The 15651-nt window shown below is 72.4% G+C and carries 14 protein-coding genes and 1 pseudogene; 10 read left to right on the forward strand and 5 right to left on the reverse strand.

What is annotated here, in order from left to right; all coding sequences use genetic code 11:
• Positions 1-26: 26 nt before the first annotated feature.
• The 6 genes from ACW14Y_RS37635 to ACW14Y_RS37660 all read left to right on the forward strand — a co-directional run bounded on the left by ACW14Y_RS37635 (position 27) and on the right by ACW14Y_RS37660 (position 5199).
• Positions 27-743, forward strand: coding sequence for a FadR/GntR family transcriptional regulator (locus tag ACW14Y_RS37635; protein WP_456985014.1), 717 nt, complete (start codon positions 27-29; stop codon positions 741-743).
• A complete protein-coding gene (gene dgoD, locus ACW14Y_RS37640) occupies positions 740-1885 on the forward strand; it encodes a galactonate dehydratase (protein WP_456985015.1) in 1146 nt (381 codons plus the stop codon). Before ACW14Y_RS37635 ends, dgoD begins: the two co-directional genes overlap by 4 nt.
• Positions 1879-2748, forward strand: a complete 870-nt coding sequence (locus tag ACW14Y_RS37645) for a hypothetical protein (protein ID WP_380306703.1) — start codon at positions 1879-1881, stop codon at positions 2746-2748. Before dgoD ends, ACW14Y_RS37645 begins: the two co-directional genes overlap by 7 nt.
• On the forward strand, positions 2745-3368 hold the full coding sequence (locus ACW14Y_RS37650; RefSeq protein WP_380306705.1) for a bifunctional 4-hydroxy-2-oxoglutarate aldolase/2-dehydro-3-deoxy-phosphogluconate aldolase: 624 nt from the start codon (positions 2745-2747) through the stop codon (positions 3366-3368). The genes ACW14Y_RS37645 and ACW14Y_RS37650 overlap by 4 nt, the downstream gene beginning before the upstream one ends.
• The gene (locus ACW14Y_RS37655; RefSeq protein ID WP_456985017.1) at positions 3365-4324 is read left to right on the forward strand and encodes a sugar kinase; all 960 of its coding nucleotides are present in this window, start codon (positions 3365-3367) and stop codon (positions 4322-4324) included. The genes ACW14Y_RS37650 and ACW14Y_RS37655 overlap by 4 nt, the downstream gene beginning before the upstream one ends.
• A 485-nt stretch (positions 4325-4809) precedes the next feature.
• Positions 4810-5199: a hypothetical protein gene (locus ACW14Y_RS37660; protein WP_380306707.1), complete on the forward strand. Its 390-nt coding sequence runs from the start codon at positions 4810-4812 to the stop codon at positions 5197-5199.
• Between the two features lie 244 nt (positions 5200-5443).
• Here ACW14Y_RS37660 and ACW14Y_RS37665 read toward each other — a convergent pair whose 3' ends face one another.
• A complete protein-coding gene (locus ACW14Y_RS37665; RefSeq protein WP_380441076.1) occupies positions 5444-7057 on the reverse strand; it encodes a peptide chain release factor 3 in 1614 nt (537 codons plus the stop codon).
• Positions 7058-7325: 268 nt separating this feature from the next.
• Here ACW14Y_RS37665 and ACW14Y_RS37670 point away from each other — a divergent pair, with 268 nt between their 5' ends.
• From ACW14Y_RS37670 to ACW14Y_RS37685, 4 genes are all read left to right on the forward strand, one after another.
• Positions 7326-8063 carry a translation initiation factor IF-2 gene (locus ACW14Y_RS37670; protein WP_456985018.1) on the forward strand — a complete coding sequence of 246 codons (738 nt, stop codon included), beginning with the start codon at positions 7326-7328 and terminating at the stop codon, positions 8061-8063.
• 273 nt (positions 8064-8336) lie between these two features.
• Entirely contained in the window at positions 8337-9521 is a 1185-nt protein-coding gene (locus ACW14Y_RS37675) for a cytochrome P450 (RefSeq protein ID WP_456985019.1), read from the forward strand.
• 361 nt (positions 9522-9882) lie between these two features.
• Positions 9883-10323, forward strand: a complete 441-nt coding sequence (locus ACW14Y_RS37680) for a hypothetical protein (protein WP_380388988.1) — start codon at positions 9883-9885, stop codon at positions 10321-10323.
• A 23-nt stretch (positions 10324-10346) separates the two neighbouring features.
• A complete protein-coding gene (locus ACW14Y_RS37685) occupies positions 10347-11393 on the forward strand; it encodes a helix-turn-helix domain-containing protein (RefSeq protein WP_456985020.1) in 1047 nt (348 codons plus the stop codon).
• 113 nt (positions 11394-11506) lie between these two features.
• Here the strand turns inward: ACW14Y_RS37685 and ACW14Y_RS37690 are convergent, their stop codons facing one another.
• The 4 genes and pseudogenes from ACW14Y_RS37690 to ACW14Y_RS37705 form a co-directional block, all read right to left on the reverse strand.
• Positions 11507-12103, reverse strand: a complete 597-nt coding sequence (locus tag ACW14Y_RS37690; RefSeq protein WP_456985021.1) for an NADPH-dependent F420 reductase — start codon at positions 12101-12103, stop codon at positions 11507-11509.
• A gap of 47 nt (positions 12104-12150) precedes the next feature.
• Complete coding sequence (locus ACW14Y_RS37695; protein ID WP_402723356.1) at positions 12151-12966, reverse strand: inositol monophosphatase family protein; 816 nt, start codon at positions 12964-12966, stop codon at positions 12151-12153.
• A gap of 608 nt (positions 12967-13574) precedes the next feature.
• Positions 13575-13769: pseudogene (locus ACW14Y_RS37700) on the reverse strand (tyrosine-type recombinase/integrase); the annotation flags it as partial.
• A 1067-nt stretch (positions 13770-14836) separates the two neighbouring features.
• Positions 14837-15229 carry a hypothetical protein gene (locus tag ACW14Y_RS37705; protein WP_456985022.1) on the reverse strand — a complete coding sequence of 131 codons (393 nt, stop codon included), beginning with the start codon at positions 15227-15229 and terminating at the stop codon, positions 14837-14839.
• Positions 15230-15651: the final 422 nt, after the last annotated feature.

A 15651-nucleotide genomic window follows, 5' to 3' on the forward strand; every position in this document is an offset into this window, starting at 1 on the left:
CGAACACCCGCACCGGAAGGCCCCCTATGAACCAGCCGCCCACCCGCAATCTGCACCAGCAGATCATCGACATCATCGGGAAGCGGATCGTCAGCGGTGCCTACGCACCCGGCTCGTTCCTGTCCCCGGACCGGCTGGAGCAGGAGATCGGGGTCAGCAAGACCGTGCTGCGCGAGGCGCTGCGGGTGCTGGCCGCCAAGGGCCTGATCGGATCGCGGCAGAAGCTGGGAACCTTCGTGCGACCCCGCGCGGACTGGAACCTGCTGGACGTCGACCTGCTGCGCTGGCAGGGCGCCGGCATTCCCGACAAAGGCTTCCTGACCGATCTGGGCGAGGTCCGCTCGATCATGGAGCCGGCCGCCGCCCGCCTCGCCGCCGAGCGCCGCGACGAGGCCGACCTCGCCGGTCTCGCCCACGCCCTGGAACGCATGGCCGACGCCGGCCACGACACCGACGCCGCGGTCGAGGCCGACCTGGCGTTCCACCGCGCCCTGCTCGCCGCCACCCACAACGAACTGCTCACCCGCATGGAGGTGGTGATCGAGGCCGGGCTGCGGGTGCGCGACCACCTCGTCCACAGCGCGGAGCACTGGTCCGACCCCGTGCCCGCGCACCGCGCGGTCCTCGACGCCGTCCGCGACCGCGACCCGCACGCGGCCGAGCAGGCCGTCCGGCACCTGCTCGCCCAGGCCACCGCCGATCTCGACCTGGTGCACACGCCGCAGCAGGGGGCATCCGAATGAGGATCACAGCTCTGGAGACCTTCCTCGTCGCCCCCCGCTGGCTGTTCCTGCGCATCGCCACCGACGAGGGGATCACCGGCTGGGGCGAACCCGTCGTCGAGGGCCGCGCGGAGACCGTCCGCGCCGCCGTCGCGGAACTGGCCGACCACCTCGTCGGCGCGGACCCGCTGCGGATCGAGCACCACTGGCAGGTGCTCACCAAGGGCGGCTTCTACCGCGGCGGCCCCGTCCTCTCCAGCGCCGTCGCCGGCATCGACCAGGCCCTGTGGGACATCAAGGGCAAGACCCACGGCGTCCCCGTCCACCAACTGCTCGGCGGACCGGTCCGCGACCGGCTGCGGATGTACGCGTGGATCGGCGGGGACAGCCCCGCCCACGTCGCCGAACTCGCCCGCGAACAGGTCGAGGCCGGGTTCACCGCCGTCAAGATGAACGGCTCCGCGCAGCTGCGGCCGATCGACACCCCCGCCCGGACCCGGGAGATCGTCGACCGGGTGGCCGCCGTCCGCGAGGCCGTCGGCGACGAGAACGACGTCGCGATCGACTTCCACGGCCGGCTGTCGACCGCGATGTCCCGGCGCGTCCTGCCCCTGCTCGAACCGCTCCACCCGCTGTTCGTGGAGGAGCCCGTCCTGCCCGAACACGCCCGCGACCTGCGCCGGCTCGTCGACTCCACCACCGTGCCGCTCGCCTGCGGCGAACGGCTCTACTCCCGCTGGGACTTCCGCGACATCCTCACCACCGGCATTGCCGTCGCCCAACCCGACGTCTCGCACGCGGGCGGCATCTCCGAGGTCCGCCGCATCGCCGCCCTCGCCGAGACCCACGACGTCGCGATGGCCCCGCACTGCCCCCTCGGCCCGATCGCGCTCGCCGCGAGCATCCAACTCGGCTTTGCCGTACCGAACTTCCTCATCCAGGAACAGAGCGTCGGCATCCACTACAACCGGGGCGGGGACGTCCTCGACTACCTCCTCGACACCGCGCCGCTGCGCTTCACCGACGGACACGCCGCCCTCCCGACCGCCCCCGGCCTCGGGATCGAGATCGACGAGGGCGCCGTCCGCCGCGCCGCCGAACGCGGGCACCGCTGGCGCAGCCCCGTCTGGTACCACCAGGACGGCGGGTTCGCGGAATGGTGAACCCGCTCCCGGTCAACCGGATCCCCCTCACCGCCACCACCGACCCCCGCCACGGCGGCCGGTGGACCAGCCTGCGGGGCGGCGGACGCGAGTGGCTCTGGCGCCGCCATTGCCCCGCCCGCGACACCGTCCGGCCCGGCGATGCCTTCGTCGACGCGGGCGGTCTGGAGGAATGCCTCCCCACCGTCCGCGGCACCCCCGACCACGGCGACGCCTGGTCCCGGCCCTGGCGGCACGACGGCGGCACCGACGTGCTCGACCACCCCGATTTCGTCCTGCGCCGCAGCCTGCGGCAGGACCGGTCCGGAGCCCTGAGCGCCACCTACCACCTGTCGGCGGACCCCGGGTACCGCTTCCTCTGGGCGGCCCACGCGCTGCTCGACGTCGGGCCCGGCGCCCGGCTCCTCGCACCCGCGGGAACGGCCACCCGCGTCTTCCCCGAGGCCGCCCACCTGATCGACCGGCCGTGGCCCGCGAACGCCCCGCACCTCACCGGACACTGGCCCACCCCGCTCGGACTGCCCCTGGACCGCCTCGGCCCGGACGACGGCACCGCCGTCGGCGCCGTCCTCACCCACTGCGCGGACGTGTCGGTCACCGACGGACCGGACCTCCTCCACCTCAGCCTCCGGGCCGACACTGGCGTCCCGCTGTCCGTCGCGCTGTGGCGCAACCTCGGCGGCTACCCGGCCACCGGGGCCTACCGCAGCATCGGTGTCGAACCCATGCTGGGCACCGTCTTCGACCTCGCCGAGGCCTGCCGGGGTGACGCGGCCGTCGTCCCCGCCGCCGGCGAACTGCACTGGAACCTGACCCTCACCGCCCACCACACATCCGCCCCGCTCCGTGAAAGCACTCCATGAGACCGAGCGAACTGCCCTACCGCACCCTCGTCGTCGTCCGCGGCACCGACCGCGACGCCGCCCTGCGCACCGTGCTCACCCTCGCCGAGGAGGGCCTCACCGCGAGCGAGGTCTCCCTCACCACCACCGACGCCCTGTGGGTGATCGAACAGGCCCGCCGCGAACTCGGGCCCGACGCCGACCTCGGCGCCGGCACCGTCCTGACCCCCGACGACGCCGCCCGCGCCACCGACGCCGGAGCCGGCTTCCTCGTCACCCCCGGCCTCGTCGCCGGCCTGCCCCACGGCCCCGGGCATCCACCCGTCCTGATGGGCGCCCTGACACCCAGTGAGGTCATGGCGGCCATCCGGCACGGCGCCCTCGCCGTCAAACTCTTCCCCGCGCTGCTGGGCGGCCCCGCCCACCTGGCCGCGCTGCGCGCCCCCTTCCCCGACGTCCCGTTCGTCCCCGTCGGCGGGATCGACGCCACCACCGCCCTCGCCCACCTCGCCGCCGGAGCCGCCGCCGTCGGCGTGGGCTCGCCCCTGGTCGGCGACGCCGCCGACGGCGGCGACCAGCGCGCACTGCGCGACCGCGCCGCGCAGTGGCGCAGGGCCCTCGGCGCGGTGGTGGCCCCGTGAACGCCGTACCCGAGGTCGTGACCGTCGGCGAGGCCATGGCGGCCCTGCGCGCGACCGGACCGATCAGGCTCGCCCCGCCCATGGAACTGTCCGTCGCCGGAGCGGAGGCCAATGTCGCCATCGGCCTCGCCCGACTCGGCCACTCCGCCCGCTGGGTCGGCCGCGTCGGCGCCGACCCCTTCGGCGCCCTGGTCCTGCGCACCCTGCGCGCCGAGGGCGTCGACACCGCCCACACCCATGTCGACACCGACGGCCGGCCGACCGGACTGCTGGTGCGCGAGGACGGCATCGGCGACCTCGCCAGTGTCCACTACTACCGCGAACGCTCCGCCGGATCCGCCCTGCGCCCCGAGGACGTCCTGCCCGCCCTGGAACCGGGCACCCGCGTCCTGCACCTGACCGGCATCACCCCCGCCCTCGGCCCCTCGGCCGCCCGAACCGTCGGGGCGGCCGCCGCCCGCGCCCGCGAACTCGGCATCACCGTCACCCTCGACGTCAACCACCGCGCCCGCCTGTGGACCCAGCGGCAGGCCCGCGAGACCCTCCTGCCACTGGCCCGCACCGCCGACATCCTCATCGCCTCCGCCGACGAACTCCACCTGGTCGCCGACGACCCCACTCTCGACGAGGCCGACATCGTCACCGCCCTCCTCGACCGGGGCACCCGCGAGATCGTCCTCACCCGCGGCGGCTCCGGAGCCGACGTCATCACCACCCGCGGCACCCACCACGCCCCGGCCCGGCACGTCCCCGTCGTGGACGTCGTCGGCGCCGGCGACGCCTTCGTCGCCGGCTACCTCTCCGCCCTCCTCGACGGCCTCACCCCCCGACAACGTCTCCACCGCGCCACCGACACCGCCGCCTTCGCCGTCGCCACCCGCGGCGACTGGGAGGGCCTGCCCACCCGCACCGACCTCACCCTCCTCGACACCCCCACCGGCACCACGCTGCGCTGACTCCGAGGAACCCCATGCAGCACACCCGTCCCTCAGCCACCGTCTGGGCCCACGGGAACCACGAGCCGATTCCTCCGGGGGCGGGAGACGGGGACGGTCGGCACCGATGGACCGGTGCCGACCGGCCGGGCACCGGCTGGATCACCCAGTCCGTCGGTGCCCGGAGTTCTTCGGGGTCGCTCGGGCCTCCGGCCGGGCGGCCGCGGCCTTGAGCGACTGCGGGCGGTAGGGAGGAGAGCCGCGCCCTGGACTCGGATCCGGTTGGTGTGCCGGGCTGCGGGCCGGTCGGGACAGGTGGCACCGACGGTCTTGGAGGCACGCAGGCCGTTTCCGTCGTACCGGGAGAACGCGGTGGTGGAACCGGTGCCGGACGAGGTGAGCCGGCCCTCCTGGTCGTAGCCGACCTGGCTCCCGCCTCGGATACCGTGTTCCTGTACGGGGTGCCACAACGGATGTGACGCCCCCCACCGGAGGTAAGTCAGCGTATGAGTTCAAAGCGCAGCAAGAATCCAGCCCTGCCCGTACTCGACGACGCATTCCGGCTCGCGTCGGTCAAGGAGGCCGAGGAGTCCACTCGTGACCTGGCCGCGCGGCTGGCCACCACAGAGCTGCGCCGCGCTTCCCACCCGGGCCGGGTCACCTGGGAGCCCACCGATCAGGCCGAGCCCGTACCGGTCCCGCCGACTGTGGTCGACGGTGACGGGGACCTGTGGCTGCGGGACCGGGGCACTGGCACCTGGACCATGCCCGAGTTCAACCCGAAGGATTTCCCCGCCCGCTGTGGCGAGGTTCTGACGTGGAACGAGCTTGCCTGCGAGTACGGCCCGCTGACCGCACTGGCCGACGACCGCCGCATCGGCGGCCGTCGGCGCTGACCGCGCAGCCCTCCGGGGCGACCGCACCCCTGAAGCGCCCGTTGCGGGTGGCCGGGAGCTCCCGCTCACCGCCGAGCCCGACGGCGGCGGCGAGCGGGTGAGCGTGGTGGTGGCGTGCGACGGCCTCGAGCAACGCGGGGCGGTCCCGGCGCCACCACCCGACGTCCTCGGTCCGGCCGGCGTCGGTGGCTCGGCCGGGTAGCGGTCGGCCTGTCGACGGCGGCCGGACCGAGGACGTCGGCGATCAGTCCGCCGTGGCGATCAGCGGCTGGAGCAGGATGTCGGGGTGGGTGCGCTGGAAGGCGTTCAGCTGCCACTTGTCGGCGAACAGGGCCAGCAGCACGTCGTCCGAGCGGCGGGTGAGCACCTCGCCGCTGATCAGGCGGGCCTTGGTCAGGGCGGCGGCGCCTTCGGCGTCAGTGATCCGGGCCAAGCGGTAGGAGAGCTGGTCGAGGGCGATCGGGGAAGAGAACTCGTGCTCCATCCGGTGCAGGATCACATCGAACTGCATCGGGCCGACCGCGGCCATGACCGGCGCCTGGTCGCCACGCCGGTCGGAGACCAGCACCTGGATCACGCCTTCCTCGTCGAGTTGGGCGATGCCCTTGCGGAACTGCTTGGACCGGCTGATGTCCTTGGGCCGTGCCACCGCGAAGTACTCGGGGGCGAAGGCGGGCAGCGGGGGGTACTCGGCCTTCTTGCCGGTGAAGAGGGTGTCGCCGACCCGCAGCGCGCTCGCGTTGATCAGGCCGACCACATCGCCGGGGTACGCGGTGTCGACCACGGTGCGCTCGGCTCCGAAGACGGTGTGCGCGTACTTGGTGGCGAACGAGCGGCCGCTGGCCGCCCGGGTGACGTGCATGCCGCGCTCGAAGACGCCGGAGCAGACTCGGACGAAGGCGATCCGGTCGCGATGGGCCGGGTCCATGTTCGCCTGGATCTTGAACACCAGGCCGGAGAACTCCTCGCCGACCTCGCGGCTGCCGCCCTTGGCCAGCCGGCGGGGCCCGGGAGCCGGAGCGAGGTCGACCACGGCGTCCAGCAGGAGCTTCACCCCTATGTTGGTCAGCGCGGCGCCGAAGAAGACCGGGCTGATCCTGCCGGCCTCGAAGTCCTCCTGGTCGTAGCCGGGGCCGGACGAGAGCATCAGCTCCAGCTCCTCCAGCGCGGTCGTCCAGGCTTCGCCCTCCTGCTCGGCGGCCTTCTCGGAGGTGAGCTGCTCCTCGAGGGCGGCGTGCGTGCCGGCCGGCACCTTGGTGTAGCGCAGCATCTGCTCGGTGTTCGACGCTTCGACCAGGCCGCGCAGGTTGCCCGCGTTGCCCACCGGCCAGACGACCGGGACGGGGGTGATCCCGAGGTGCGTCTCGATGTCCTCGAGCAGGGTGAGCGCATCCTGGCCGCGCCGGTCCCACTTGTTGATGAAGGTGATCACGGGGACGCCGCGATGGCGGCAGACCGCGAAAAGCTTGCGGGTCTGCTCCTCCAGGCCCTTGGCCGCGTCGACCAGCATGATCGCGCAGTCGACGGCGGCCAGCACCCGGTAGGTGTCCTCGGAGAAGTCGGCGTGGCCGGGGGTGTCGACCAGGTTCATCACGTGGCCGCGATAGTCGAACTGCAAGGCGGCCGAGGTCACCGAGATACCGCGCTCGCGTTCCAGTTCCATCCAGTCGCTGGTCACGCCGCGTCGGTCACCCTTGGCGTGCACCGCACCGGCGGAAGTGATCGCCCGCGCGTGCAGCGCCAGCGCCTCGGTGAGCGTGGACTTGCCCGCGTCCGGATGGCTGATCACAGCGAAGGTCCGTCGGCGGCCGGCCTCATGAAGGACCTGCGGGGCGGGGATCGACTGTACGGTGCTCACGTGTTTCCTCGGGTACGCATCGGCAGCAGGTCGGGTGACGCCTCTCCGTACCTGGTGAGCCGCGGATCAGGTCCGCAGGCCCAGGAAGCGATAATAGGCCGTCGGGCGGCGTGGACCCGAAATTCCCGTTCTCCGGGGGAGAGGCTGATCCAGGCTCGGCCGGTCTTGTTCTTGCTCTCGGTCTCGGGCCGGCCGAAGGCCGGGTACTCAGGCCGTCCTGAGTATGTGAGCCGTTGACCGCCGGACGAGGTGTCGGAAGGCTGTGCGCATGACGCGCCGACCGCTCCTGCTCGCCCCGCTCCTGCTGCTCACCGCAGCCTGCGGGGTGGTGCCGTCCACCGAGGACACGGCGACGGGCGCCGCGCGGGAGGAGGCCGGGAAGGTGGGCCGGGCGCTCTACGGCCAGCGTCCGCGCACGGCCGAGGAGGTCGGCCGTGCTGCCGCCCGCATCCGTGGGGTGGAAGTACTGCGGTTGACGGGCACCTCGACCCACGACGGGGACGGCATCGACATGATCGTGCGCACGTCCGGGGTGGCGGCCGGCGGGTGGCCCGGGGCCGAGGAGGTCACCGTGCGGCGCTGTTTCACGGTCCGGGTGTCGCCGAAGTCCACGTGGGGCGAGGAGCCCCGCGACGTGGACTGCCCGGACGGACCCGCGCTGGCCTTCGCCGCGCCTCCCGAACCGCCCCGGCTGCCGTACGAGGAACTGCGTGCGAGGCTTCCCCGGGTGCCCGAGGGCGGCCGGGCGGAGGAGGCCGAGGTGCGCCGCGTGCTCGCCGCCCTGGACCTGCCCCCGGCGATCCGGACCGAGGTGAAGGCGGACGGCGCACGGGTCGGAGTCCTTCTGGCGGTGGAGGGCAACGGCTTCGACCCGCAGGACTGCCTCCTCGCCCTCGTCGGCCCGGGGCGCACCGAGGTCTGGGTACCACCCGCGATACAGCGGATGCCCGGAGAGGGCGGCTGCACCGTGCACAACGCACTCGACCCGAAACCGGCACCGCACTGACATTCGGCCGACGGCTGACGGCTGACGGCTGACCGCTGACGGCCGACGGCCGACCGCGGATCGGCACCGGATCGGCACCGGAACGGCGGCGGACGGGCTGGAGCAGCTGCTCGGCGGGGAGTGCTGCCGGCAGGGGGCGGCTCCGGCGGAGCGAGGGCGTGCGGGGGACGGTTCCGTGCCCCTGTGCGCCGCACGGGCACCGGGGCCGATGTGCGCGGCGGGGTGAACGCCTGGGTATCGGGAAGTCGGTATCGGCCGGCCAGGGGAGGGCCCATGAGTGAGCAGGAAGCACCACCGATCTCGATCTTCTACCGCCGGGACGGGCTCGACCCGGGCGCGGCGCTGGGGGCGGCCCAGCGCGAGGAGCCGGTGCGGCGGGTGAGGGACTTCTGGCTGCACCGGGTCGGCGAGTACTGGCTCGTCACCCGGCATGCCGACGTGCGGCGGGTGCTGGCCGACCAGGAGACCTTCGCGATGTACGACGCGCAGCGCGCACCGGTCCTGCCGAACGAGCTCCTCAACATGGACCCGCCGGAGCACACCCGGCTGCGCCACGTCCTGACGCCGGAGTTCACCGGGAAGCGGATCCGCGCGCTGGAGCCGATGATCCGGGCCCGGGTCGGCGGGCTGATCGACGCCATGGAGGCGCGCGGTCCCGCGGCGGACCTGATGGCGGACTTCGCCCTGCCGCTGCCGCTCGGGGTGATCTGCGCCCTGCTCGGCGTTCCCGATCCCGACCAGGGGGAGTTCCACCGCTGGTCGCGGACCACGCTCGATCTCGGGCTGCCGATGGAGGAGCGGCTCGCGGCCGGCCGGGAGTCGCGGGCCTACACGGCCGCGCTGGTGGCGGAGAAGCGGCGCAGCCCGGACGACGGGATGATCGGCATGCTCGTCCGGGAGCACGGCGACGCGGTGTCGGACGCGGAACTGGTCGGTGTCTGCGAACTGTTGCTGCTCGCCGGGCACGTCACGGTGTCCAACACGATCGGCCTGGGCGTGCTCGCCCTGCTGGCGCACCCGGAGCAGGCCGCCCGGTTGCGCGACGCCGACGAGGCGGATCCGGTGATCGACGCCGCCGTGGAGGAGTTGCTGCGGTACTTGTCCGTCTCCAGCACCGCACTGGCCCGGACCGCGCGGCACGACACCGTACTGGGCGGCGTGCCGATCAAGGCCGGTGACCAGGTCGTCTGCCAACTGCCGGTGGCCAACCGCGACCCGGAGCTCGGCGCCGGGATGGACCGCCTCGACGTCGGGCGCAAAGCCGTGTCGCACCTGGCGTTCGGGCACGGCCCGCACCACTGCCTGGGCGCGCCGCTGGCCCGCGCCGAGCTGCGGATCGCGCTGCCCGTGCTGCTGCGGCGGCTGCCCGGTCTCGCGCTCGGGTGTCCCGCCGAGGAGGTGTCCTACCGGGTGAACAACGAGGTCTACGGTCTCCACGCACTGCCGGTCACCTGGTGACCGGCGACGCCGACCGGCTCGTTCGTCGTGGCCGCGAGTCGTCACCGTCGACGGTGTCTCCGGCCCCGGCGCGGCCGGCGGCACCTACAGGCCGCCGCTCCGACGTGATCCGCCTTCCGGCGCCGGGCAGCCGAACCTCGGCCGCCCGGCACCGGAGGGCTGACGGAACGGCAATCGCATCCGGTGCACGAGCCGCGCCGCCACCCGTCGGCGGACGCCCGCGAGGGCACCCGCGAGGGCACCCGCGCGGCCGTCGCGCAGCCGGAGTGACCGGCGGTCGGGCCCTGTGGTGCGCGTCGTCCGTCCCGGCCGCCGGGGCTCCGGTGTGCGGAGTGGTGGCCGGGCAGGCTAGTTTGCTCGGGTGAGTCTCCTTGATGATGTTGCCGTGCGCGACGGCTGGCGCTGCTGGGTGTGCGACGAACCGGTCGATCCGGGCATGTCGGTGAACGACCCCCGGGGGCCGAGCGTCGACAGCAGGACCGCCGATCGGAAGGCCAAGGTCGCCGAGCGGCTCGCGCACCGCGGGTGCAACACGCGCAAGGGCGCGGTGAAGGTCGTCATCGCCTGGCCGGAGCACCTGTACGTGGTCGAACCCGCGCCGCTGATCGCCGTGGCCGCGCGGCTGGAGCGCAAGGGGGGCCGCGAGACGGTGGGGCGGTGTCCGACCGAGCGGGACGCCCGGGAGGCGGCGGACTGGCTGGTGGACCGGTTCTCCCGGCTGGTGCCCGGGCTGCCGGTGACCGCCGCCGTCGAGGCGGGCGGCGGCCAGTTCCTTCTCGTCCTGGCCACCGGCCGCCGCTGACCGGGGACCTGGATCGCCGAGCGATGCGCGGTACCGGAGCGGGGGCCGGCGGCAGGCGCGGGGTGTTCGCGGTGGACTCGACCGCCCAGGACGCCGCACCGCGGGGACTGGACGTCTTCCGGCGCGGATGGGAGACACAGGTCGGCGACGACGTCTTCCAGCTGCCGGACTTCAACGCGGACACGGTCGGTGACTTCCGGGTCAAGGGCAACGTGGCCAAGGTGCACGGTGCGGCGATCGCCGACCTGCACGCCGCGTCGGTGACCCGGACCGCGGACGTCCCGGGCGGCGATCAGGACCTGGTCGCCGTGTACGTCGTGCGGCGCGGCGCGTGGACCCTGGGCGGCCCGTCCGGGGGCGGCGACCGTACCGTGCCGGCCGGGCAGTTCCTGGTCCGGCACGTCGGGCGGCTGACGGCCTTCGAGACGTCGGCGAACCTCACGGCGAAGTTCCTCGTCCTGCCCCCCGGTGAGCTCAAGCCACTGCTCGGGAACCGGGTCGTCACCGGGCCGACCGACGCGGCCGAGATGCGTCTGCTGACGGCCCTCACGGACATGATCCACACAACCGTGGCCGATCTCGCCCCGGCCGGTGTGGCGGCTGCCCAGAACACCCTGGTCGAGTTGGCCAAGGCGGTGGTGAAGGGCCGGTTCGACGATGTGGAGCCCCGGTTGGCTCCCGCGCTCGTCCAGGCCGCCAAGGATCTCGCGGACCGTCTGCTGGCCGATTCCGAACTCTCCCCGGCCCTGCTCGCGCGTGAACTCAGTGTCTCCGTCCGCACGCTGCACCGGGCCTTCGCCGCGGTGGGTGAGCAGGTGACCGCCTACATCCGCCATCGGCGGCTGCACGAGGCGCGACTCGCCCTCGACGAACCGTCAGGACGTCCGAGTGTCACGGAGATCGCCGCGCACTGGCAGTTCGCGGACGGCAGCCACTTCACCCGGGCCTTCAAGAAGCGCTACGGCCGGACGCCCACCGAGTACGCCCGGTCGGTCGCTGCGGCCACCGCGGCCACCGCGGCCGCCGCGGCCTCGCGCCCGCCCGACCGTTGGCCGGTCGAGCAGGTGTGACCGACGGTGCGGCGCCAGTGCGGCGGCAGCGCGGCGCCGTCGACCCGCGTCCCCCCGTGGGCCCTCCGGGCCGGCGCCGACCCGGCCGGCTCCGGCCGGCCCGGCCTCGGCGGTCAGCGGGCGATGGAGATCGCGAACGGGGTGAATCCCTCGGACCGGATGACGTGCGGCACGAAGAGGACGGCGGCCTCCGTGGCGCGGGCGGTCCGGATCCCGCCGAGGTCGGTGATCCATTCGGTGCGCCAGCCGAGGTCGGTGAGGAGTTCGCGGACGGTCTGCTTGGCCTGCGGGTCGTCGCCGGAGAGGAAGGCGGTCGGCGCCTGGGTGAGCATGGCGGGCGCGGTCATCACGGGGAAGAGCATGGTGTTGAGCGTCTTGACGACGCGCGTCCCGGGAAGCGCCTCCTGCAGCTGTTCGGCGAGGCTCGAGCCGGGGTGGAGAAGGTCGGCGGGCAGTCCGTCCGCGCCGTCGGTGGTGGCGTTGGAGACGTCGACGAGGATCTTGCCGTCCAACTCCTCGCGCAGGGCGGAGAGGCGTTCCAGCGAGCCGGCGCCGGGGGTGGCGTTGACGACGACCTCGGCCGCCCGGGCAGCGGCGGCGGCCTCGCCGGGCGAGCGGTCCACCGCGGTCACCTGGTGGCCCGCCCGGGTCAGGGCGGTGGCCAGGTTGCCGCCGACGCGGCCGTTCCCGAGAACTGCGATCGTGGTCATGGTGATGTGCTCCTTGCGTGGGTGCGGTTGTGGTGGAACGGGCGGGTTCAGCGGGAGAGCGCGGCGACGGCCTGGGCGTGCACGCCGGGTGCGGTGGCCAGGAAGCTCGCGCTCTGCGGGGTCCAGGGGCGGCCCTCGGCGTCGGAGATCCGCCCGCCGGCCTCGGTGACGAGCAGCGCTCCGGGCAGCAGGTCCGCGCGGGCGCCGGCGAACTGCCAGAAGACCTCGGTCCGGCCGGCGGCCACGTTCGTCAGGTGCAGGGTCGCGGGCACCGAGGTGCGGACGACGAGGGCGTCGAACAGCATCGCGGTGATCGAGGCGCCGACCCGCCGCACCACCGTCTCGTCCTCGTCCGGCCGGGCCTGACTGGTGGCCACGATGCTCAGGCCGAGGTCCGCGGTCGCGGAGACGTTCAGCGGCCGTCCGTCGAGGTGCGCGCCGCCTCCGGCCGAGGCGGTGTAGGTCTCGCCGGTCAGGGGCAGGTGGACCGCGGTCAGTACCGGCCGGTTGTCGCGCACGAGGGTGGCGGTCACTGCCCACTCGGGCAGGGCGTGCAGGTGGTTGACGTTGCCCTCGGCCGGGTCCACCACCCACCACTCGCCGGCCGGCAGCGCCCCGCCGTCGAGTTCGTCCTCCACCCAACGGGCCTGCGGCCGCAGCCGGGTGAGGGCCGGGCGCAGGATTTCCAGGGCCGCGTCGTCGTTGGCGGCGAGCGCACGCATCAGCTCCTCGCGGCTCTCGTGGCGAACGACTTCGCCGAAGCGCCCGCGCAGCGCCGCGCCGGCCTCGCGCACGGCGACCGCGACCCGGTCCAGCAGCTCGGCGTCGGTGGCGAGGTCGGTGCTCGGAAGTGTTTCGGACATGGTGGTGCTCCTGTCTGGAGGTCTGGAGGTGGGTGACGAGGGTGGTCGATGAGGCTGGTCGGAGCCGAACTGCACGTTGCTTCCCGCGCTTTCGTCTCGAAGGTATCCAGCCCCGTCATTGACTTCAAATGCATGTGAAGCACGGGAAGGATTACTCACGTGCAGGTTTGACCGGAACCTGTACCGAATCCTAGGAACGCCGATCCAGCGCGTACTTGAACCTGCGCGACGTTCGTTCGGTACCTCAGTGCCAGGCGGAGGCATTCGCGCGGCTGTCCGCCGGAGCGGGGCAATCGCTTGCCCACGGCCCCCTCCGACCGGGAGCAGCGGCGGTCGCCCTCCGGGGCGGCTGAGGATCGCGACGCATTCGCCGTCGGCGAGAGCCCCGCACCCTAGGCGGCGGTGGCGGCCCTCGGGGCGAGGGATTGCAATCGATTGTTGGAGCAGTCGATAGCCGCGACAACGGGGCGTCATGAGGATGAGGCATGGATGAGTCGTCGCGGCGGAATGGATGGGTTGAACCTGAGCAGCGTCTCTCGGGCCCGTAGCGCCACCGACTGGGGCGACGAGGAGGGCCTGCTCCGATTGGGCAGGCCCTCCTCGTTCGTTCAGGCGGTGAGGCCGAGGTCGAGGATCTGGGCGGCGCGGCCGATGGAGCCGGGCATGAGGTGGTGGTAGATCTTGAAGGTGACGTCGATACTCCTGCGGCCCATCCACTCGGCGACGTCGGTGATGGGGAGGTTGTGGCCGAGGCAGTTCGAGGCGAAGAAATGGCGGAGGCCGTGGACGACCATGTCCTCGGGGATCTCGACGAGGCCGTTGTTCCGGCGGAGGGGATGGCCGCGCCTTGTCCTGGGTGGCGAACCCTGACTCCTCGGTCTGTCTGGGCCACGATGTTGGTCTGCGCTGGCAGAGGGCGGCGTACTGGTGGGCAGGGCGCGACTTTCTTCGGTCGAGGATGCGGTAGTTGAGGTCGCTGGCCGTGTGTACTGGCTGGCTGCCTGGTTCCGTGGATGGACGGGAGCCGCCAGCCCGGTTCGGTTCGTTTGATCGGCCGGGCCGCCGGCCGCGGCGTGCTCCTGGGCCCGGTCCATCGGGGCCTGGACGGCGAGCGGCCGGTCTGCTGGCGCTTGCGCCGGAAGAGGTGACCGTCGCGGTGACCGCACCCGCTGCGGCCGCGCGAAGCGACGGACCGCTTCCTCGCCGTCATCGCGGCTGTGAGTACCCCGGCGGCGTTCGACGCCGAGGCCGCCACGACGCTGACTGCTGTCGAGTGGTCTGTGGTGGACCGACCGTGATGATCACGCACGGCGGGAGTGCGGAGCAAGGGGGAGCGGCCCGGCGGGTACCCCCCCCCGCCGGGCCGTCGAGTGCGTCCTACTTCCCCCGTGCCCGCCACTTTCGGATCCCAGCGGTGGCGAGCGCCGAGGCGCCAGATGCGAGAAGTGCCGCCGGAAGCTGGCTTACCAGACCTTCTACGGCGAGGACGATCAAGTGATGCATCGAAGCCACCTTCTACCTCCATGACGGATCGCTGCGATCTGCGATGCGTCCAGCCTCGTATGGGGTAGAAGACAGTTGATGCTTTGTGACAGCATCGGACGGCGTCGTACAAACCCGGCCCCTCGTCGCGCCGAGGGCGATACCGTCTTACAGAATCAGACAGATCCTGACGACGGGCTGGAACATGGCAAACCGGCTTCGCCGACCGGACCTCCCGCAGGGGCCGAGGCGTGACCTGAGTGATGCGCTGCACGATCTCCATCAGGCGGCAGGGCGTCCGCCGCTTCGGGAAATTGCCCGATCGCTCGGGGAGGGTGTAGCCAGCCACAGTCGTGTCCATGACGTCTTCTCGAATGCGCGTCTTCCGTCATGGGGCTTGGTCCAGTTGATTGTCGAGGAGCTTGCTGGCCGCGTTCCCGGTGGTGCTGCTGAACAGGAGGACCGCCGCTTTCACCGCCTGTGGATTGCGGCCGACGGCGGGGGCGGTCAGCCAGCCGACGACATTGGAACCGGCCGGCTGAGCCAGTGGGAAGAGGCCATCAACGCGACGGTCCTTGTCCGATCGGGCGATCGTCAAACACACGGTGTCATTGTGGCAAATGGTGCTGTCCTTGCCCCCTCGTACGGCACGTTGGAAGGTGGTGTGAGGATCGGGCAGCCGGGAAGGTGGGGCGATGCTGCGCAGGTGGGCGAAGCGTTCGGCCTTTCCGACGAGGCCGAACCTGCCATAGACGCTCCTGGGCTTCGGGTCCTGATTCACGCCCCTGACACTGATGACCCGCCCGTGCGACTCGTCCCGTCGGGTGTGTCGCTGAGCGAGGCGCCATCACCGCTGGGGGCCGACCTCGTCATCAGCTACTACTACCGACGTCCGGACGGCGAGATGGAGCTGACCTCCAGCCTCATGACCAACTTCGGCCGCTCGGGTGGCATGGTTCGATTGCGAGGGCAAGGGAACCCTGACACGATCGGCGGAGCTCCGGTGATCGATCTCAACACTGGGGCCTTGGCTGGCTTGGTCTACCAGCGTGGGGAGGGGGAGCTTCGCATGTTCCCTGTGTACAACCTCCCAAGACTGCACGCGACTGTCAGGGGAATGCGTTGACCGACTGGCCCGGCCGCCGCGTCGTACGGGCGGGAAGCAGACGTCGTTTCTTCTGGTGTCAGACTCGTTGAGTGGTC

The sequence above is a fragment of the Kitasatospora sp. cg17-2 genome (assembly GCF_054031055.1).